This window comes from Neisseria sp. HMSC073G10 (assembly GCF_001812605.1).
GTDB lineage: Bacteria > Pseudomonadota > Gammaproteobacteria > Burkholderiales > Neisseriaceae > Neisseria > Neisseria subflava_A.
This window is the reverse complement of record NZ_KV809488.1, coordinates 104274-123935: the sequence shown is the minus strand read 5'-3', so window position 1 is coordinate 123935 and position 19662 is coordinate 104274. Positions and strand designations below refer to the sequence as shown.

The 19662-nt window shown below is 49.8% G+C and carries 21 protein-coding genes; 16 read left to right on the top strand and 5 right to left on the bottom strand.

Translation table 11 applies throughout. The annotated features are described in order from the left end of the window. Positions 1 to 20: 20 nt before the first annotated feature. From HMPREF2865_RS01175 to HMPREF2865_RS01130, 10 genes are all read left to right on the top strand, one after another. Entirely contained in the window at positions 21 to 221 is a 201-nt protein-coding gene (locus HMPREF2865_RS01175) for a (2Fe-2S)-binding protein (RefSeq protein WP_003681978.1), read from the top strand. 130 nt (positions 222 to 351) lie between these two features. After that, positions 352 to 585 (top strand): glutaredoxin family protein, encoded by a 234-nt coding sequence (locus HMPREF2865_RS01170; protein WP_070645072.1) that lies wholly within the window; start codon positions 352 to 354, stop codon positions 583 to 585. Positions 586 to 654: 69 nt separating this feature from the next. After that, positions 655 to 1263: an SMC-Scp complex subunit ScpB gene (locus HMPREF2865_RS01165; protein ID WP_070645069.1), complete on the top strand. Its 609-nt coding sequence runs from the start codon at positions 655 to 657 to the stop codon at positions 1261 to 1263. A 288-nt stretch (positions 1264 to 1551) separates the two neighbouring features. Beyond that, positions 1552 to 3213 (top strand): DNA repair protein RecN, encoded by a 1662-nt coding sequence (gene recN / locus HMPREF2865_RS01160; protein WP_070645066.1) that lies wholly within the window; start codon positions 1552 to 1554, stop codon positions 3211 to 3213. A 114-nt stretch (positions 3214 to 3327) separates the two neighbouring features. Further along, positions 3328 to 4284, top strand: a complete 957-nt coding sequence (gene gshB, locus HMPREF2865_RS01155) for a glutathione synthase (RefSeq protein ID WP_070645063.1) — start codon at positions 3328 to 3330, stop codon at positions 4282 to 4284. Positions 4285 to 4352: 68 nt separating this feature from the next. Then, the gene (locus HMPREF2865_RS01150) at positions 4353 to 4736 is read left to right on the top strand and encodes a diacylglycerol kinase (RefSeq protein ID WP_070645061.1); all 384 of its coding nucleotides are present in this window, start codon (positions 4353 to 4355) and stop codon (positions 4734 to 4736) included. Positions 4737 to 4867: 131 nt separating this feature from the next. After that, positions 4868 to 5347, top strand: coding sequence for a copper chaperone PCu(A)C (locus HMPREF2865_RS01145; protein WP_070645058.1), 480 nt, complete (start codon positions 4868 to 4870; stop codon positions 5345 to 5347). Between the two features lie 126 nt (positions 5348 to 5473). Then, positions 5474 to 6577: a tRNA 2-thiouridine(34) synthase MnmA gene (gene mnmA / locus HMPREF2865_RS01140; RefSeq protein WP_070645055.1), complete on the top strand. Its 1104-nt coding sequence runs from the start codon at positions 5474 to 5476 to the stop codon at positions 6575 to 6577. Between the two features lie 93 nt (positions 6578 to 6670). After that, on the top strand, positions 6671 to 8326 hold the full coding sequence (locus HMPREF2865_RS01135) for an AMP-binding protein (protein WP_070645052.1): 1656 nt from the start codon (positions 6671 to 6673) through the stop codon (positions 8324 to 8326). Between the two features lie 124 nt (positions 8327 to 8450). Next, complete coding sequence (locus tag HMPREF2865_RS01130) at positions 8451 to 10085, top strand: CTP synthase (RefSeq protein WP_049350648.1); 1635 nt, start codon at positions 8451 to 8453, stop codon at positions 10083 to 10085. Positions 10086 to 10148: 63 nt separating this feature from the next. Here the strand turns inward: HMPREF2865_RS01130 and HMPREF2865_RS12305 are convergent, their stop codons facing one another. Further along, complete coding sequence (locus HMPREF2865_RS12305; protein WP_070645049.1) at positions 10149 to 10424, bottom strand: carbonic anhydrase family protein; 276 nt, start codon at positions 10422 to 10424, stop codon at positions 10149 to 10151. A 53-nt stretch (positions 10425 to 10477) separates the two neighbouring features. Between HMPREF2865_RS12305 and HMPREF2865_RS01120 the strand changes: the two genes are divergently transcribed. Continuing rightward, positions 10478 to 11593, top strand: coding sequence for a porin (locus HMPREF2865_RS01120; protein ID WP_070645046.1), 1116 nt, complete (start codon positions 10478 to 10480; stop codon positions 11591 to 11593). A gap of 63 nt (positions 11594 to 11656) precedes the next feature. Here the strand turns inward: HMPREF2865_RS01120 and HMPREF2865_RS01115 are convergent, their stop codons facing one another. Next, complete coding sequence (locus tag HMPREF2865_RS01115) at positions 11657 to 12268, bottom strand: CNP1-like family protein (RefSeq protein WP_063067910.1); 612 nt, start codon at positions 12266 to 12268, stop codon at positions 11657 to 11659. Positions 12269 to 12377: 109 nt separating this feature from the next. Between HMPREF2865_RS01115 and HMPREF2865_RS01110 the strand changes: the two genes are divergently transcribed. The 3 genes from HMPREF2865_RS01110 (at position 12378) to pyrC (ending at position 14344) form a co-directional block, all read left to right on the top strand. Continuing rightward, entirely contained in the window at positions 12378 to 12602 is a 225-nt protein-coding gene (locus HMPREF2865_RS01110) for a sulfurtransferase TusA family protein (RefSeq protein WP_070645043.1), read from the top strand. Between the two features lie 12 nt (positions 12603 to 12614). Further along, entirely contained in the window at positions 12615 to 13208 is a 594-nt protein-coding gene (locus HMPREF2865_RS01105; protein ID WP_070645040.1) for an NMCC_0638 family (lipo)protein, read from the top strand. A gap of 101 nt (positions 13209 to 13309) precedes the next feature. After that, entirely contained in the window at positions 13310 to 14344 is a 1035-nt protein-coding gene (gene pyrC / locus HMPREF2865_RS01100) for a dihydroorotase (protein ID WP_070584337.1), read from the top strand. Positions 14345 to 14477: 133 nt separating this feature from the next. On the opposite strand, the gene HMPREF2865_RS01095 is transcribed toward pyrC, so the two are convergent. Further along, on the bottom strand, positions 14478 to 15041 hold the full coding sequence (locus tag HMPREF2865_RS01095) for an RBBP9/YdeN family alpha/beta hydrolase (RefSeq protein WP_070584339.1): 564 nt from the start codon (positions 15039 to 15041) through the stop codon (positions 14478 to 14480). A gap of 232 nt (positions 15042 to 15273) precedes the next feature. Then, complete coding sequence (gene cysD, locus HMPREF2865_RS01090; protein WP_283120618.1) at positions 15274 to 16272, bottom strand: sulfate adenylyltransferase subunit CysD; 999 nt, start codon at positions 16270 to 16272, stop codon at positions 15274 to 15276. A gap of 132 nt (positions 16273 to 16404) precedes the next feature. Here cysD and HMPREF2865_RS01085 point away from each other — a divergent pair, with 132 nt between their 5' ends. Further along, entirely contained in the window at positions 16405 to 17031 is a 627-nt protein-coding gene (locus tag HMPREF2865_RS01085; protein ID WP_070645034.1) for a PAQR family membrane homeostasis protein TrhA, read from the top strand. Between the two features lie 58 nt (positions 17032 to 17089). Here the strand turns inward: HMPREF2865_RS01085 and HMPREF2865_RS01080 are convergent, their stop codons facing one another. Then, positions 17090 to 18520 (bottom strand): alanine/glycine:cation symporter family protein, encoded by a 1431-nt coding sequence (locus tag HMPREF2865_RS01080; protein WP_070645030.1) that lies wholly within the window; start codon positions 18518 to 18520, stop codon positions 17090 to 17092. Positions 18521 to 18885: 365 nt separating this feature from the next. On the opposite strand from HMPREF2865_RS01080, the gene HMPREF2865_RS01075 reads away from it, so the two are divergent. Then, a complete protein-coding gene (locus HMPREF2865_RS01075) occupies positions 18886 to 19614 on the top strand; it encodes a YebC/PmpR family DNA-binding transcriptional regulator (protein WP_049331317.1) in 729 nt (242 codons plus the stop codon). Positions 19615 to 19662 lie beyond the last annotated feature (48 nt).

Sequence of the window (19662 nt, the reverse complement as noted above, 5' to 3'; positions counted from 1 at the left end):
CAAAATTATTGGAGCACATCATGTTTGTCTGCATCTGCAACGCCATTACTGACCACGACATCAAAGAGACCATCGCCGCCGGTGCAACCACCATGAGCGATTTGCAGGCTCAATTGGGCGTGGCGACTTGTTGCGGTTGCTGCGGCGAATTAGCTGCATCGTTTTTGACTGCAAGCAGCGCCCAAAATACCGTGACTGCCGGTATTAACGTTCAGTCTTAATTCAGAATACACATAAAGGCCGTCTGAAGGCGTTATCTCGCGCCTGTTCAGACGGCCTTTGTCATGCCTGTATGGTTTGGCGGCATTTTGCTATACAATGGCCGCTTTTGTCCCTCCGAGAGTAACTGCCATGAAACTGACCTTGATGTTTCGGGAATATTGCAGCCTGTGCCACAAAATGCGCGAACAATTAAAGCCTTATCAGGAGCAGTTTGGATTTGGGCTGGATATTGTCGATGTCGATGCTGATCCGGTTTTAGAAGAAAAGTACAATGAGCTGGTGCCTGTTTTGCTGGATGGCGATACCGAAATCTGCCATTGGTTTTTGGACGAAGAAAAACTGAAAGCGCATTTGAGCGCGTAACAAACCGTTGACCATATTATCTTTCAGACGGCCTTTGGCTGTTTATGCCGTCTGAACATTGATTTTATTATGACTGAAAAACTTTCTCCCGATGCGCTGATTGAAGCGGCGCTGTTGACGCAAGTCGAACCCTTAAACGAAAAAGCCATGCGCGAATTGTGCGTGCCGCCGTTGTCTCAAGACAAGCTGATTGACGTGTTGGCGCAACTGAAGGCCCGCTGGCAGGACAGGGCTTTGCAACTGGTGTATACCCATGAGGGCTGGCGTTTTCAAATTGCCCAAGCCGCATTTGAACGGCTGGGCAGCCTGCAAGAGCAGCGCGCGCCGCGTTATTCCCGTGCCGTGATGGAGACGCTGGCGATTATTGCCTATCAGCAACCGGTAACGCGTGGCGATATCGAAGGCATACGCGGCGTGGCAGTGTCGCAAAATGTGATGCAAACCTTGCAGGATAGGGGCTGGATTGAAGTCATCGGTCACCGTGATTCTGTCGGCCGTCCGGCTTTGTGGGCAACAACGGCAACATTCTTAAGCGATTTGCGTTTGGAAAGTTTGGAAGAATTACCACCGCTGACTGAATTGGGCGAGCTGGTGTTGCCTGATTTGATGGAAACGCCGCCGACAGGCGATGAGGAGGCTGAAGAAGCAGTTGAATCAGGAAACAGACTGATTAACTGATTTGAATGTAAAGGCCATCTGAAACAATCGTGTTTCAGACGGCCTTTATGTTAGTTATTCTAGCGTTTTATAGCATTAAATGAACGCTTTATATCATTGAATAAGCCAGCCAGGGTAACAATATAGCGTGGTGCGTTTAGCAGTTTCTTAAAAAATAATTTGTTTAAAATAAATATCTTAGATAAATCATAAGAAAAATCTGATTTAAACTATAAAAAATCTTAGTTATAATCAGCTTATCTAAAGCTATTCCGCATGGTTGCGGGTAATTTACTAAGGAATACTGCAATGCTGTTGGCACTTTCTTTGCGTGATTTTGTCATTGTTGAAAACCTGAATCTTGATTTTCAAAACGGCTTTACCGTATTGACGGGCGAGACCGGCGCAGGTAAATCGATTACTCTGGATGCGATTGGTCTGTTGTTAGGCGATAAAGCCGATTACAGCCAAGTGCGCAGCGGCGCTAAAGAAGCGCAGTTGTCGGCTTTGTTCGACATCAGCGGTTTGCCTGAGCTGAAAGCACAGCTGCAGGAGCAAGGCCTTTTGGAAGAGGATGCGGAAGAGCTCAGCATCCGCCGTATTATCGATGCCAAGGGTAAAAGCCGCAGTTATATCAATAATCAGGCAGCAACACTGGCGCAACTGAAAGCCATCGGCGAGCAGTTAATCGATATTCACGGCCAAAATGCCCATCATTCGTTGAATCAAGAATCTGCGCAACGTGAGTTGTTGGATGCGTTCGCCGGCAGCAAAGAGCAGGCAGAAACAGTCAAGCAGCTTTATCAAAATTGGGTCAATGCGAAAAAAGCCCTGCAAGAAGCGCAAGAGCAGGCAGAAACCATGGCCATCGAACGCGAGCGTTTGGAATGGCAGTTTAATGAATTGAACCAATTGGAGCTCAAACCCAACGAATGGGAAACCTTAAGCCAAAGCCACGACAGCCTGGCGCATTCGGCCGAGTTGCTGCAAACCGCCGAGCAGGTGGGCAGCAGCATAGACGGAGACAACGGCATCCAACGTCAAATCTACCAATGCCAAAAACTGCTTGGCAATCTGCAAAACATTGAGCCGCGCTTTGCCGAGAGCCTGAATATGTTGGCAAGTATTGAAGCCGAGTTGGGGGAAATCAGTGCCAATATGCGCGATGTGGCCGGTCGCAGCGATATCGATCCGAATGAATTGGCCGCACAAGAAAGCCGTATGGGCGAATTGATGAGTATGGCGCGCAAATACCGCATTGAGCCGGAAGAGTTGCCGCAAAAGCTGGCAGAAATCGACGAACGACTGCAAAACCTGCACGCGGCTGCCGATTTGGAAGCCTTGGAAAATACAGTCGCACGCAATCTTGCCGAATACCACGAAGCCGCTCACGTTCTCTCCGCCATGCGCCATCAGGCGGCCGGCCGTTTGGGCGAAGAGACCACCGAGCATATGCAACATTTGGCCATGAAGGGCGCACGTTTTGACATCGTCTTGTTGCCGTCTTCGCCGACCGCGCATGGTCTGGAGCAGGTGCAATTCCAAGTGGCGGCAAATAAAGGCAATCCGTCCCGTCCTTTGAACAAAGTGGCTTCCGGCGGCGAATTGGCGCGTATCAGCTTGGCTTTGCAAGTGGTTGCCAGCCAATACACGCAAGTGCCGACATTGATTTTTGATGAAGTAGATACCGGTATCGGTGGCGGCGTCGCCGAAATGGTCGGTAAAGCTTTGCGTGCCTTGGGTAAAAAACATCAAGTTTTGGCGGTAACCCATCTTCCCCAAGTCGCCTCTTGCGGTGAAAACCATTGGCAGGTGCGCAAACATAGCGAAGGCGAACAAACCGTCAGCGAAATCAGCGTATTGGATCATCATCAGCGCATTGAGGAAATCGCGCGTATGTTGGGCGGCGAAATCATTACCGACACTACACGCAGCCATGCTGCCGAACTCTTGCATCTGGCCGCCGCCTAAAAGCCTTAAGGCCGTCTGAAAATGAAATTCAGACGGCCTTTTCCGTATTTTGCGCCCTTTCAGACAAGCAGAATACAAGGTATGATTATAGCGTCTGTTTACAAGGAAATTTTGATGAAAGTCCTGTTTATCGCCGATCCGATGGCAAGTTTTAAAACCTATAAAGACACTACTTACGCCATGATGCGTGAAATGGCAAAACGCGGTTGGCAGCTTTTTCATACCTTGAGCGGAGAATTATCCGTCCGTGAAGGCTGGGTAGTGGCTCAGGCAGCGGCATTTGAGTTTGTCGGTGCGAAGAACGATGACGATCACGAATGGTTTAAAGCAGAGGCAAAAGTTCAGACGGCCTTAAAAGATTTTGATGCGGTCATTATGCGCACTGATCCGCCGTTTGATATGCAATATCTGTATGCGACCCAGTTTTTGACGTTGGCACAGCAGCAGGGCGCAAAAGTATTTAACAGCGGACAAGCAATGCGCGATTTCAATGAGAAATTGGCGATTTTGAACTTCAGCCAGTTTACCGCGCCCACTTTGGTTACAACACGTTCCGCCGATGTCCGTGCCTTTTTGAAAGAACACGGCGATATCATCATCAAACCGTTGGACGGCATGGGCGGTATGGGCATTTTCCGCCTGACCGAATCCGACCCTAATATCGGCAGTATCCTTGAAACCCTGATGCAGCTTGATTCACGCACCATCATGGCGCAACGTTATATTCCTGAAATCGTACATGGCGACAAGCGCATTTTGATTATCGGCGGGGAAGTTGTTCCGTATGCTTTGGCGCGTATTCCGCAAAACGGCGAAACGCGCGGCAACTTGGCTGCCGGCGGCCGCGGCGTGGCGCAGGAGTTGAGCGAGCGCGACCGTGAGATTGCAGAAACCCTTGCGCCGGAATTGAAGCGCCGCGGTATTTTGCTTGCCGGTTTGGATGTCATCGGCAGCAATCTGACCGAAGTTAACGTAACCAGCCCGACCGGCTTCCAAGAAATTATGAAGCAAAAAGATTTCAACGTTGCCGCCATGTTCGCAGATGCCGTGGCATCTTGGGCAAAACAATAAACCCAAAGGCCGTCTGAAAATTGACCTGACTGTTTCTTTTCAGACGGCCTTTTTATGTTGAGCATATGATGAAACCATCTTCCTACGCATCTGAAAAAAAAGGAAAAAACGGTATCAAGCGCATCATTAATGCGTTTGGTTACTCCAAAGATGGACTGGCTGCCGCGTATCGTTATGAAAGCGCATTTCGCCAAGTTTTTTGGTTGAACCTGATTTTAATTGTCTTGGCTTTGTTCCTTGATTTCGGCCCGGCCACCAAAATGGTGCTTATTGTCGCATCGTTTATTTCACTGATTACCGAATTGTTTAATACAGCCGTCGAGGCAGCCGTTGACCATACCTCTACTGAAAAACACGAGCTGGCCAAGCGTGCCAAAGATGCCGGTTCGGCCGCGCAACTGATGGCTTTGTTCATGTTATTTATTGTTTGGATTATTGCATTAACTGCTTAAAAATGTGGTAATATGGTAATTCGTTAGGATTAGATAGTATTAATTAATCTATATCAAAGTTTTCAGATGGCCTTTGGTTGTAAGATGAAGGCCGTATATCCCAGCCATTTGGCAAACACAAGGAGCAAAAGATGAAAAAATTAATGGCAACCCTGATTCTGGCAGGCTTGGCAACTTCCGTATCTGCAGCCGGTATCCATATTGAAGACGGTTGGGCACGTGCCACTGTCGAAGGTATGAAAATGGGTGGCGCATTCATGAAAATCCAAAACGATGAAGCCAAACAAGACTTCTTGGTAGGCGGCAGCAGCCCTGTTGCAGAACGCGTTGAAGTACACACCCATATTAACGACAACGGTGTTATGCGTATGCGCGAAGTTAAAGGCGGCGTGCCTTTGGCGGCAAAAGGCGTAACCGAGCTGAAACCGGGCAGCTACCACGTTATGTTCATGGGTCTGAAAAAACCGCTGAAAGAAGGCGAAAAAGTGCCTGTAACCCTGAAATTTAAAAACGCGAAACCTCAAACTGTCGAGCTGGAAGTGAAAACTGCACCGCAATCCGGTATGGATCACGGTCACGGCCATGGCCACGGTGGTGCGCATCAGCACTAATTGCTTGAATTTGCATATAAAGGCCGTCTGAAAGTCATTGGGCTTTCAGACGGCCTTTTCTGTCGTTAAATCAAAATGTGCTAAAATCACGCTTTAAAAAATGTATTTGAAACCCACATTCCGCTCATGAATACTCACAACACACCAGCAAACATCATCGTCGGCCTCTCCGGCGGCGTCGATTCATCCGTTACCGCGGCCCTGCTCAAACAGCAAGGCCATCAAATCAGCGGCGTGTTCATGCAGAACTGGGAAGATGACGACAACGATGAATATTGCAGCATCAAACAAGATTCCTTTGATGCCATTGCCGTTGCCGATATCATCGGAATCGATATCGACATCGTCAATTTTGCCGCGCAATATAAAGACAACGTATTTGCTTATTTCCTCAAAGAATACAGCGCAGGCCGCACGCCAAACCCGGATGTCTTGTGCAATGCCGAAATCAAATTCAAATGCTTTTTGGACTACGCCATCGAGCAGGGTGCTGATACCATTGCCACCGGACACTATGCCCGCAAAGAAGTTCGAAACGGCGTGCATTACCTTCTCAAAGGCTTGGATCAAAACAAAGACCAAAGCTATTTCCTGTACCGCCTCAAACCTTTCCAACTCGAGCGCGCGATTTTCCCATTGGGCGAGTTGGAAAAGCCTGAAGTCCGCCGTCTTGCCGAAGAATTCAAATTACCGACTGCAACCAAAAAAGACAGTACCGGCATCTGCTTTATCGGCGAGCGCCCGTTCCGCGAATTTCTGCAAAAATACCTACCGACCAATAATGGCAAAATGGTTACCCCTGAAGGCAAAGTAGTCGGCGAACACGTTGGCTTGATGTTTTACACGCTGGGTCAACGCAAAGGCTTGGGTATCGGCGGCGCAGGCGAACCATGGTTTGTTGCGGCCAAGGATTTGACCAAAAACGAACTGATTGTCGTCCAAGGCCATGACCATCCTTTGCTTTATACGCAAAGCCTGATGATGAACGATTTGAGTTTCACATTGCCCGAACGTCCGAACGAAGGACGCTATACCTGCAAAACGCGCTACCGTATGGCCGACGCGCCTTGTACGTTGCGTTACTTGGATGATGAAACCATCGAGCTTATCTTTGACGAGCCGCAATGGGCAGTAACCCCTGGACAATCAGCGGTACTGTACGACGGCGATGTATGCTTGGGTGGCGGTATCATCATGTCCACCGACAAGCCTGTCATTATTACAGCTTAATAAAAGGGCCGTCTGAAAACGAAACGGCAGATTGAATAAAGCCTTTCAGATGGCCTCGATTTCAAAAAACGACTAAATAAAAGACTGATCAATATGGAAAAACTCTGGCTCAAAAGCTACGAACAAGGCGTAAACCCTGAAATCGATATTTCTCAATACAGCTCCATCAGTGACGTATTCCGTCAAAGTGTTGAGAAATTCTCGGATAAACCTGCTTTTCAAAACATGGGCAAAACGCTGACTTATGCCGAAGTGGGCAAGTTGGCGACCGATTTTGCGTCTTACCTGCAAAATGTATTGAAACTGCCGCGCGGTGAGCGTGTGGCAATTATGATGCCGAACGTTTTGCAATATCCGATTGCACTTTTCGGTATTTTGCAGGCAGGTTTGGTGGCAGTGAATACCAATCCGCTTTATACGCCGCGCGAGTTGGAGAATCAGTTGAAAGATAGCGGCGCGACAACGATTGTCGTGTTGGAGAACTTTGCCAATACGTTGGAATTGGTGTTGCCGCGTACGCAAATCAAACATGTAATTGTCGCGTCGGTCGGCGAGATGTTCGGCATGATTAAAGGCGCGTTGATGAACTTCGTCATCCGCAAAGTGAAAAAAATGGTGCCGGAATACCGCATTCCCAATACCGTGACTTTTCAGACGGCCTTGAAGCAAGGTGCAGCAAATACGTTCAAACCAGTCGAATTGACGCGCGACGATACTGCCTTGCTGCAATATACAGGCGGCACGACCGGTTTGGCAAAAGGCGCCGTTCTCAGGCACGGCAATATCTGCGCCAATATGTTGCAGGCAAAAGAATGGATTAAAAACAGCCTGCACGAAGGCAAAGAAACGGTCATTGCCGCGTTGCCGCTTTATCATATCTTTGCCTTGACGGTAAACCTGATGATTTTCGCCAATACCGGTTCTAAAATCATCCTGATTACCAACCCTCGCGATATGAAAGGGTTTATCGGTGAATTGAAAAAAGAGCCGATTAGCGTATTCATCGGTGTGAATACCCTGTTTAATGCGATGGTCAACCGTCCGGATTTTGCCGAAGTTGATTTTTCCCGTTTGAAGCTGACTTTGGGCGGCGGTATGGCAACACAAAAAGCCGTGGCGGAAAAATGGAAAAAAATTACCGGTACGCCGATTGTGGAAGCTTATGGTTTGACCGAAGCCAGCCCGGGCGTATGTTGTAATCCTTTGAATATCGAAGCTTACAGCGGCGGTATTGGTCTGCCTGTTTCTTCAACCGAGGTCGAATTGCGTGATGCGGATGGCAAAGAAGTGCCTATCGGACAGCCGGGCGAATTGTGGGTACGCGGCCCGCAAGTGATGAAAGGCTATTGGAACCGTCCGGAAGAAACCGCCAAAGCAATCGATGCACGCGGCTTTTTAGAGACCGGCGACATTGCTGTGATGGATGAAAAAGGCTGGTTGAAGCTGGTGGACCGCAAAAAAGATTTGATTGTGGTATCCGGTTTCAATGTGTATCCGAACGAAATCGAAGAAGTGGTGGCCGGAAACGACAAAGTCTTGGAAGTCGCCTGTATCGGCGTGAAAAGTGAGAAAACCGGCGAAGCGATTAAGGTCTTCGTCGTACGCAAAGACCCGTCTTTGACCAAGGAAGAACTGATCGATTTCTGCCGCAAAGAACTGACGGCGTATAAAGTGCCGAAAGACATCGAATTCCGCGACGAGTTGCCAAAATCCAACGTTGGCAAAATCCTGCGCCGCGAGCTGCGCTGATATATAGAATCAGTATGATAAGGCCGTCTGAAAACGCTGTTTTCAGACGGCCTGAAGCTTTTGCCGTTTGCCAGAATATGCTGCTTCAAGTTAAAATCACACATTCCAACATGGGTATCACATCATGACTAAATTTATTTTCGTAACCGGCGGCGTTGTATCTTCTTTGGGTAAAGGTATCGCCGCCGCTTCTATTGCTACTATCCTTGAGTCGCGTGGCTTGAACGTGACCATGCTTAAACTCGACCCGTATATCAACGTTGACCCGGGTACCATGAGCCCTTTTCAACACGGCGAAGTATTCGTGACCGATGACGGCGCGGAAACCGACCTTGACCTCGGTCACTACGAGCGTTTCATCAACGCCACCATGACTCGCCGCAACAGCTTCAGTACCGGCCAAGTCTATGAAAACGTTATTGCCAAAGAGCGTCGCGGCGACTATTTGGGCGGTACCGTACAAGTGATTCCGCACATTACCGATGAAATCAAACGCCGTATCCATGAAGGCGCGGCCGGTTATGATGTGGCTATTGTCGAAATCGGCGGTACAGTCGGCGATATCGAATCGTTGCCTTTTTTGGAAGCCATCCGTCAAATGCGCAGCCAGCTCGGCCGCAACAATACATTGTTTGCCCACCTGAGCTATGTTCCTTACATTGCCGCCGCCGGCGAAATCAAAACCAAACCGACCCAGCATACCGTTAAAGAAATGTTGAGCATCGGTTTGCAACCAGACATCCTGATCTGCCGTATGGACAGAGAAATGCCTGCGGACGAGCGCCGTAAGATTGCTTTGTTCTGTAACGTTGAAGAACGCGCCATCGTGGGCAGCTACGATGTGGACAGCATTTACGAATGCCCTGAAATGCTGCACAACCAAGGCATCGACAGCATTATTACCGAGCAGTTGCAGCTGAATGTCAAACAAGCCGATTTGACCGAATGGAAGAAAATCGTTCACGCGATTCGAAATCCGAAACATACCGTCAAAATTGCGATGGTCGGCAAATACGTTGATTTGACCGAGTCCTACAAATCATTGATCGAAGCCCTGAAACACGCCGGTATTCATACTGAAACCGACGTACAAATTACCTTTGTCGACAGCGAAAGCATCGAGAAGGGCAATGGCGACGTTTCCATGCTCAAAGACATGGATGCGATTTTGGTGCCGGGCGGCTTCGGTTCACGCGGCGTAGAAGGCAAAATTGCCGCCGTACGCTATGCGCGTGAAAACAACGTACCATACTTGGGTATCTGCTTGGGTATGCAAATTGCCCTGATCGAATACGCCCGCGATGTTGCAGGCTTGAAGGGTGCGAACTCTACCGAGTTTGACTTGAAATGCGCCGCGCCTGTCGTTGCCCTGATTGACGAATGGCAAACTGCCGACGGCAGCGTAGAAACCCGCGATGAATCTGCCGATTTGGGCGGTACCATGCGTTTGGGTGCGCAAGAAGTTGACCTCAAACCGGGCAGTCTTGCTGCAAAAATCTACGGCAGCGAACATATCCGCGAACGTCATCGCCACCGCTACGAAGTTAACAACAACTATGTGCCTCAGTTGGAAAAAGCCGGTTTGGTCATTGGCGGCGTATCCGCAGGCCGCGAGCGTTTGGTTGAAACCATCGAATTGCCAAATCATCCTTGGTTCTTCGCTTGTCAGTTCCATCCGGAATTTACTTCCAATCCGCGCAAAGGCCATCCTTTGTTCAGCGCGTTTGTGAAAGCCGCGTTGGGTAACAAAAAAGCCTGATTGATGTGATTGAAAAAGCACCCATTTCCGGGTGCTTTTTTTGTTTTCAGACGGCCTTAGAAGTTATTTGTCTTCATTGACTTCGCGCTCGTTCAAAGGTTGTACGGGACGGTTGTTTTCGCCGCCGATAATGTCGCGCATGGCTTTAAACTGCGCCGCATCTGCCTGAACCGGAGTTTTTAAGACAACCCAAGTCACGTTTTCGCTGCAAATAGGAAGGCCGTCTGAAATTTCTTTCAGACGGCCTGTTTTATTTGAAAATGTTGTAAAAAGTCTAAACTCTAATGAATAAAAGTGTCTATCAAGATGAAAGTAGTTGTTTGTAGCGTTGGAAAACATTAATATTGCTAAACGTGTTTTCACGAGATTTTAACTTTGTTTTGGAGAGAATAATGAAAAAATCGATTATCGCTTTGGTTATTGCCGGTTTGCCGCTGGCTGCCTCTGCAGACGTCATTCTGTATGGTCAAATCAAAAGCAGCGTGACCGTCGGTCAAGTAAAAATCAAAGGTGACGCAGGTTCTGAAACCAGCTCTACCGCAACCAGCATCAATGACAATACCTCCCGTATCGGTTTCAAAGGCAGCGAGAACTTGGGCGGCGATTTGAAAGCCATCTGGCAAGTTGAACAAAAAACGGCCATTACCGGCGGTTCCCAAGGTTTTGCCACTCGGGACTCCTTCATCGGCCTGCAAGGTAACTTCGGTAAGATTCGCGCCGGTAAACTCAGCAATATGCTGAACGAAATGGACACCATCGATCCATGGATGTACAAAACCAATGCCGCAGGCTTGGGCATCTTTACCCGTACCGGCAACCGCAACGCCGCTGTACGCTACGACAGCCCGGATTTCGGCGGATTCAAATTCAACGTGTCTTACGCACCGCGCGACAACCGCAATCCTTCAGACAAATACACGCACAGCAAACCGGCCAAAGACCAATACACCGGCGGCGTGAGCTTCTCTAAAAACGGCTTTACCGCCAATGCGGCTTACGGCCACTACAATGGCGCGTACACCGACAAATCAGGCAAAGTCAAAGCGGCGCAAATCGCCAAAGTCGAAACTTATTATGATAAAGACAATCTCTTTGTCGGCGGCGGCGTACACTATGCCAAAGGCCATGAGACAGGCAACGAATATTTAGGCTATTTCACCGATGGTTTTAATGAGTACAAGGGTAGTGACATTACTGTCGATTCAGGCAAATCTGAAGCCGTGAAAGTAGTTGATGCAGCGGTAACAGTCGGTTACAAATTGGGCAATGTCACCCCACGCATTACTTACGCGCACGGCTGGCCTGCCAAGGGCGTGAACAGTGGCGAAAAATTGGTGGATAAATTCGACCAAGTCGTTGTCGGCGGCCAATACACCTTCAGCAAACGCACCGGCGTAGTTGCCCAACTGGCGTATCTGAAAGTCGGCAACAAAACCCGTTTGACTGCAGCCAACAAAGGCGGCGTTGAACAAAAAGCCGCTTCTGTGGGCCTGTATCACAAATTCTAAGCCGTCTTGAAAGACAAGGCCGTCTGAAAAATTTCAGACGGCCTTTTTCTTGATTAAAGTGGTTTATTTGTCGTGGTTGGTCAGCGTTGTACCGTGACGGCCGCCGCGTTCTTTCAAACGTTGTACCAAGCCTTCGACCGTTGTCGGCATACCGTCGATACAGAATGCCTGATACAGGGCGGTGTGCAGGGCGTCGTTGCGGCTGAACGCATTGCCGATCAGCTTCCAATCGCCTTTACGCGGCTCGATCCAGCGGTGGTTTACTGTGTCGCCGTAAGCGAATACTTTGTAAGACGAACGCTTGTCGTTGCTGTAAGTAAAGGACGTGCGGGCGCAATAGAGGCCTTCGACGGAGAGGTTGTCGTAGCCTTTGTCAGAGCGCACATTCAAGACGTAGCGGATGCTGTTGTCAGGCGCAGGCATGATTTGCAGGCTGCTGAGCAGGATTTTGGGCTGCTTGCCGTAGGTTTCGTTGACATAGAGGTCGAACCAATCGCCCGATTGGGTATCGGGCAAGGGCGGCAACTCGGCTTTGTGTTCTTTAAATTCGCGTGCGGCAACTTCTTCAGGGCTTTCCTGATAACGCGTGTTGGTCAGCGTATCCTTTTGGCTGAAACCCAAAGCAAATGCTTGAGTCGCGGCAAGGCTGAGAGCGAGAAGGGCAAAACGGCGCATAGACAGCTCCAAAGTGAAAAACGGCTTTATTTTATGGGCTTGCAGGGTGGGGTGCAAGTAAGTGCGGTATAATTGACGTTAATTCTGATTAATATGACGAGTTTTTATCATGAATACACAAACTCTGGATGTCATCGGTTTGAAATGCCCGCTGCCGATTTTGCGTGCCAAAAAAGCTTTGGCGCAAATGCAGGAAGGCGAAGTGCTGACCGTATTGGCTACCGATGGCGGCGCGCCCGGCGATTTTGAAGCGTTTTGCCGTCAGACCGGACATGTCTTGTTGGAATCGAACGAGGCTGACGGCGTGTTCAAGCTGGTGTTGAAACACAAATAAAGGCCGTCTGAAATGTCTAAAGCCGTCGCGTTGTCTGCCGCCGTATTGGCCGTCTGCCTGAGTGCATGCGGTAATGAAGGCGTTTCGCCGCAGAACGCTGCCGATTATGCCCAAAATGTAACCGACTTGTTCCGCCAAAGCTGCGTGGCCGCAGACAGCGATGCCGCCCTTGTCGGCGAGTTTGCCAATGCCAACAAACTGGTTTTATTGTCGAAAAAAGATATTGCCGATTTGCCTGCCGGAATGATGGATTTGGAGGCATTAAGCATTTGGAAGAAAACGGTAAACGGCGCGGATTATTATTTGAGCCTGACCGAAGACAGTTGCAGCGTGCGCACGGCTAAAGCCGACGACCATCTGATTTTCAAACAATTTTTGGCTTTGGCAGAAAATCCGCCGCAAGGTTTGAACGCTGAGTTGCGTGCCGATAATTTGGCGGAAACCCCGTTGCCTATGCGTCAGATTTCCTACGCATGGCGCGCGTCCGGCAGTCCGAAAGAAACCTTGCTGACCGTTAAAACAACGTCGTCCGAGCATTTTCCGGTACAGGCTGTTTTTTATTTGACCCATCATTCTTACGACAATAAGGCTGCCGTTTTGCCTTAGGCTGGCTGGTTGACGATTGAAACATCAAATTAATAGAAACCGTTACCGCCGAATAAAGGCCGTCTGAAACATTATCAAACCAAACCACTCGAAAGTAAGCTATGCAAACCCTGACCATCATCCGCCCCGACGATATGCACTTACACCTGCGCGACGGCGACGCGCTCAAAGCCGTTGCCCCGTACACGGCCCGACAAATGGGCCGCGCGGTCATCATGCCCAACCTGAAGCCGCCTGTCGTCAGTGTTGCCGATGCCCAAGCATACAAAGCGCGCATTATGGCCGCCCTGCCCGAAGGCAGCACCTTTCAGCCGTTGATGACGCTTTATTTGACCGACAATGCCACTCCCGAACTCGTGCGTGAAGCCAAAGCTGCTGGTATCGTGGCTTTCAAACTCTATCCGGCAGGCGCGACCACCAATTCCGATTCCGGCGTGACTGACTTGTTTAAGCTGATTCCTGTGTTGGAAGAAATGGCGAAACAGGGTATTTTGTTTTTGGTTCACGGCGAAGTCACTGATCCTGAAATTGATATTTTCGACCGCGAGGCCGCCTTTATCGAGCGCGTGATGAAGCCGGTTTTGGCACAAGTGCCGAATCTTAAAGTCGTGTTTGAACACATCACCACTGCCGAAGCAGCCCGACTGGTATTGGAAGCAGGCGATAATGTGGCCGCGTCCGTGACGCCGCAACACTTGCTGCTCAACCGCAACGACCTTCTGGTCGGCGGCGTGCGCCCTCATCATTTCTGCCTGCCTGTACTAAAACGTGAAACCCACCGTCAGGCTTTGGTTGCCGCCGTTACCGGTGATAGGGCGCACAAATTCTTCCTCGGCACGGATTCTGCGCCACATGCCAAAACTGCCAAAGAAAACGCTTGCGGTTGCGCCGGCATGTTCAGCGCGATGACTGCCATTGAGCTTTATGCTGAAGTGTTTGAGAAAGCAGGCGCGTTGGACAAACTGGAAGCCTTTGCTTCTAAAAACGGCCCGCGTTTCTACGGTCTGCCTGAAAATACCGATACCATCACATTGGTCAAACAAACGCAAACCGTTCCTGCCAGCGTACCTTACGGCGATGGCGAGCTTGTACCGATGAGGGCTGGTAGCGAGATTGAATGGACGGTGCAATATTAAATTTGCCGTTAATGAGGCATAAAAAGAAACAACCTGCTTGAAAGGGCAGGTTGTTTTTTTATTGTCGTTCAGACGGCCTGTCATGGGGAGAGAGGCATACAAGGCCGTATGAAAACTGGATTATATTGTGTGTTTATTCGGTCAACATGGGTTTCAGCGCTTCCCAAGCCTGCGGCAGTTGGGTAAAGCCGTCCGAAGCCATCAAATGGCCGCCTTCGGGAATATGGGTAACAGGGCTTTTGAGCTTGGCCGCCATGTCCAAAGTCAGTTCGGGCGGAACATGGGTGTCGTTGTCGGAAACCAGACAGTGTTTGGGCATGTCGATTTTGCGCAGGATGTCGAAATCGGGGGATGCTGCTTTAATGTAGGCATCAAGTGTGGGCAGGGGCGGCAACGTATCGGCAAAACCAGCGGCAAGCAGCAGACCGCCGATTTTTTGCGGCTGTTGGCGGCTGAGGAAATGAAGGAGGGTAATGCAGCCGAGGCTGTGGCCGACTAGGATGGTATGGGCATCGGGCTTGCCGATGTGCTGGTCAAGGGTAAACTGCCACGCGGTCGTGCTTGGTTTGTCGGGATTGGGCATGGCGAGGGAGATTGCTTGTGCGCCGGTACTTTTGATTTGGGCGCAAAGCCAGTCAAACCAGTTGCCGTGCGGGTTGCCTTCAAAGCCATGTACGATATAAACGCGTCGATTCATGTTTTTCCTCCTTCAGACGGCCTGAGACTTTTGTCTAAATCTCTGCCTGTAAGCGTTCATTATACCATGTTTGTTTATGTTTTATTGTTTGTCGCTTGGTAAGGATTTTTGATTAAGCTTTTGTTGTTAAATGATATTTGCAAGAATAATAAAGCAAACAACACGGCAGGGGCGGATGGCTTTGCCGTGTTGTTCGGGTTTGAAATATATAGGGGCCGTCTGAAAAAACGGTTTAGAAATAGCCTTGTTTTTTGCGTTCTTCCATTGCCGCTTCCGATACGCGGTCGTCCATGCGTGTGGCACTTCGTTCGGAAATGGTCGCGGCGGCGGTTTCGGCAATGATGTCTTCGGGCGTGGCGGCGGTGCTGGCAACCGGGCAGGTGCAGGAAATATCGCCGACAGTACGGAAACGGACGTCGCGGATTTGGGCAACTTCGCCTTCGCGCTTCGGCGTCAATGGTGTAACGGGAACGAGCAGGCCGTTTCGTTCGACAACTTCGCGTTTGTGGGTGTAATAAATCGGCGGCAGAGCGAGTTTTTCGCGTGTGATGTATTGCCAGATGTCTAATTCCGTCCAGTTAGAAATCGGGAACACGCGCATGTTTTCGCCTTGGAACAGGCGTGTATTGTAGAGCGACCATAACTCAGGACGTTGGTTTTTGGGATCCCATTGGCCGAACTCGTCTCGGAAAGAGAAGATGCGTTCTTTGGCGCGCGCTTTTTCTTCATCGCGGCGTGCGCCACCCATCAGCGCATCAAAGCCTTGTTCTTCGATGGTTTCAACCAGTGTAATGGCTTGCGCGGCGTTGCGTGAATCGGTTTCGCGGCGTAAGACGACGCTGCCTTTGCGGATGGATTCTTCTACGCTGCCGACCACAAGTTGTACGCCGGTGCGTGCGACCGTGTCGTCGCGGAACTGGATGACTTCGGGGTAATTGTGGCCGGTATCGACGTGCAGGAGTTTGAACGGCAGCTTCAGCGGACGGCCTTCGATTTGGAAGGCTTTGACGGCAAGCGCCAGCAAGACGACGGAGTCTTTGCCGCCGGAAAACAGCAGAGCCGGGTTTTGGGCATTGGCAATCACTTCGCGGATAATGTAGATGGATTCGGCCTCGAGCCAGTCGAGGTGGTGGTTTTGGATGGACATTTTTTCTCTCTTTGCAACCTTGGCAACAGTCGATACTTTAGTGAGGCTGTCTGAAAAAGGGAAAGAATGGTTTGTTTGTTGCAAAGATGTTTTTGTTATATTGCAAGGCCGTGTTTTTCAGACGGCCTTTGCGCTTTAACTTATTTTTAAACCGATTTTTCTGACGAAGCCTCTGTCTTCGCGTACACTTTGGTTTTTTAGAAATGAGAATGGTTTATGTATCACGGCGAGAGATTTAATGCGTACAGCCATTTGGCCGGTTTCTTGTTGGCAGTGGCGGCCTTGGTGCTGATGCTGGTGAAAGCGGTGGAATCGGCGGACGGCTATCGGATTGCCGGTGCACTGACTTACGGAGTCTGCCTGCTGCTTCTGTATTTGGGCTCAACCTTATACCACAGTATTCCGCAGCCGAAGGCCAAGGCGATTTTGCAAAAGGTCGATCATTGCATGATTTATCTTTTGATTGCAGGCAGCTATACGCCGTTTACGCTGATTACCCTTCACGGCGGTTGGGGCTGGTCGCTTTTCGGTGTGTCATGGGGGCTGGCTTTGCTGGGCATTGTTCAGGAGCTGACGATTGGGCGCAAGAGCGAGAAGCGGCTGCTGTCAATGGTGATTTATGTGTTGATGGGCTGGCTGATTGTGGTGGCGGTATGGCCGCTGATACAGTCGCTTTCAGCCTGTGGGCTGTTTTGGCTGGTGTTGGGCGGCGTATTGTATAGCGTGGGGATTTATTGGTTTATCAACGATACGAAAATCCGCCACGGCCACGGTATCTGGCACTTGTTTGTCTTGGCAGGCAGTTTGACGCAATTTATCAGCATTTATTTTTATGTGTTGTAGTTTCAGACGGCCTGAAATAAAAAACCTCTCAGGTTGACTGAGAGGTTTTTGTTTGTCGTTAATCAGGGTTTTTGTCGTGAAATTCGTGGAATTCGTAGTTGTAGGTCAACTCTTTGCCGGCTTTGGTTTGCGCCAGATAATCGTCGTAAACCGCACGGATTTCCTTACGCAGCAGGAAGAGGGCGATTAAGTTCGGCAAGACCATAAAGCCGTTGAACATATCGGACATGCTCCAAACCAAATCCACTTTGCCCAAGGTACCCAGTACGATGGCCACCAAAACCAGTGCGCGGTAGATGCCCAAGTGTTTGCCGCGGAACAGGAAGCGGATATTGGATTCACCGAAGTAGTACCAGCCGATGATGGTGGTGAAGGCGAAGAAGGTCAGGCAGACGGCGAGCAATTGTGAACCAAAACCCGGGAAGGCTTTGTTAAACGCCAGTTGAGTAACCGCAGCGCCGGTTTCGCCGGACAAGTTAGCGTCGGTCAGCAGGATAATCAGCGCGGTTGCCGTGCAGACCATCAGCGTATCGATAAAGATACCGATAAACGCGGCCATACCTTGTTGTACAGGGTGTTTGACGTTGGCGGTCGCATGAGCGTGCGGGGTCGAACCCATACCGGCTTCATTGGAAAACAGACCGCGTGCCACGCCAAAACGGACGGCCTCGCGCATACCGATACCGGCCGCACCGCCTAATACTGCTTCAGGATTGAAGGCGGCGACAAAGATACTGTGGAACATCGGAATGATGTGGTCGGAGAATTTGAACAAAATAATTACGGCACACAAGATGTAAATCACCGCCATAAACGGCACGACAAATTGCGCGATACCAGCAATGCGGTTGATGCCGCCGATGATGATCAGGCCGGCGAATACCGCCAAAGCGATGCCGACAGCCATCGGAGGAATATCAAAAGCCAAATTCATGGCCGAAGCGATGGAGTTGGATTGGGTCGCGTTACCGATGAAGCCCAGCGCGATAATCAAGGCAATGGAGAAAAAACCGGACAGGAAACGCGCCACACCACGGCCGATTTTCGGAGTCAGGCCGTGCGTGATGTAAAACGCAGGGCCGCCGATGTATTTGCCGTGGCTGACCACGCGGTATTTTTGCGCCAAAACGGCTTCTGCAAAAATGGTGGACATGCCTAAAATGGCAGACAACCACATCCAAAAAATGGCACCCGGGCCGCCGGCAGTAATCGCAGTAGCAACACCGGCAACGTTACCGGTGCCGATTTGTGCGGAAATCGCCACGGCAAGCGCTTGAAATTGAGACAGGGATTTGCCTTCGTGGTCTTTGTCTTTTTTGCTGAACAAGCCGCCGAAAACGGATTTGAAACCCGCCCCCAATTTGGTCACTTGCGGCGCGCCCAAGTACAGGGTAAAGAACAGGCCGATACCGATTAAGGCATAAATCAGCAGGTAGTCCCAAAGAACCAGATTGACTGCACCCACCAGAGCAGACAATATTTCTTCCATAATAAAACCTTTAATAAAAACAATAAAAATAAAATGATATGGGTAACTACTCCCACTCATTTTTAGCGTTTGGCAACATCGGCGAGCAGGCCGTTTTGCCATTCGATACCGGTTAAGTTGTTAACAATTTTGACCGGTTTTGTCATCATACCGTAAACCTTCGTGAATTAAAACGAAAAACTGACAAAGGTTTGCCGCAAATGTGCTTCTTTATTTAAAAAAGGTTTCTTTGTTTTCAGACGGCCTGTTTTTGCAAATGTTCGGGCCGTCTGAATATTTTGGGTAAAGGCAACTTATGATAAAATGCACGCCTTACAAATAAAGCAAATTCCGCCTCAACGCGTGAAAAAACGAAAGGAATCAACATGGCAGGCCATAGTAAGTGGGCAAATATCCAACACAAAAAAGCCCGACAAGATGCCAAACGCGGCAAAATCTTCACCCGTCTGATTAAAGAAATTACCGTTGCTGCCCGCATGGGCGGCGGCGATCCCGGCGCGAACCCGCGCCTGCGCCTGGCTTTGGAAAAAGCCGCTGAAAACAATATGCCTAAAGACAACGTGCAACGTGCCATCGACAAAGGTACGGGCAATCTGGAAGGCGTGGAATACATCGAGTTGCGTTACGAAGGCTACGGCATCGGCGGCGCGGCTTTGATGGTGGACTGTCTGACCGACAACAAAACCCGTACCGTTGCCGATGTACGCCATGCGTTCACTAAAAACGGCGGTAACTTGGGTACCGACGGTTGCGTAGCGTTCAACTTCGTTCATCAAGGCTATTTGGTGTTTGAACCGGGCGTTGACGAAGATGCGCTGATGGAAGCGGCTTTGGAAGCCGGTGCGGAAGATGTCATCACCAACGACGACGGTTCTATCGAAGTGGTTACCGCGCCGAATGACTGGGCCGGTGTGAAAGCAGCATTGGAAGCCGCAGGCTACAAATCTGTTGACGGCGACGTTACCATGCGCGCCCAAAACGAAACTGAGTTGAGCGGCGAAGATGCAGTTAAAATGCAAAAACTGATTGACGCATTGGAAGATTTGGACGACGTACAAGACGTTTACACTTCTGCCGTGTTAAATCTGGACTAAACAGTTTAAAGAACAAAAGGCCGTCTGAAATTTCAGACGGCCTTTTTA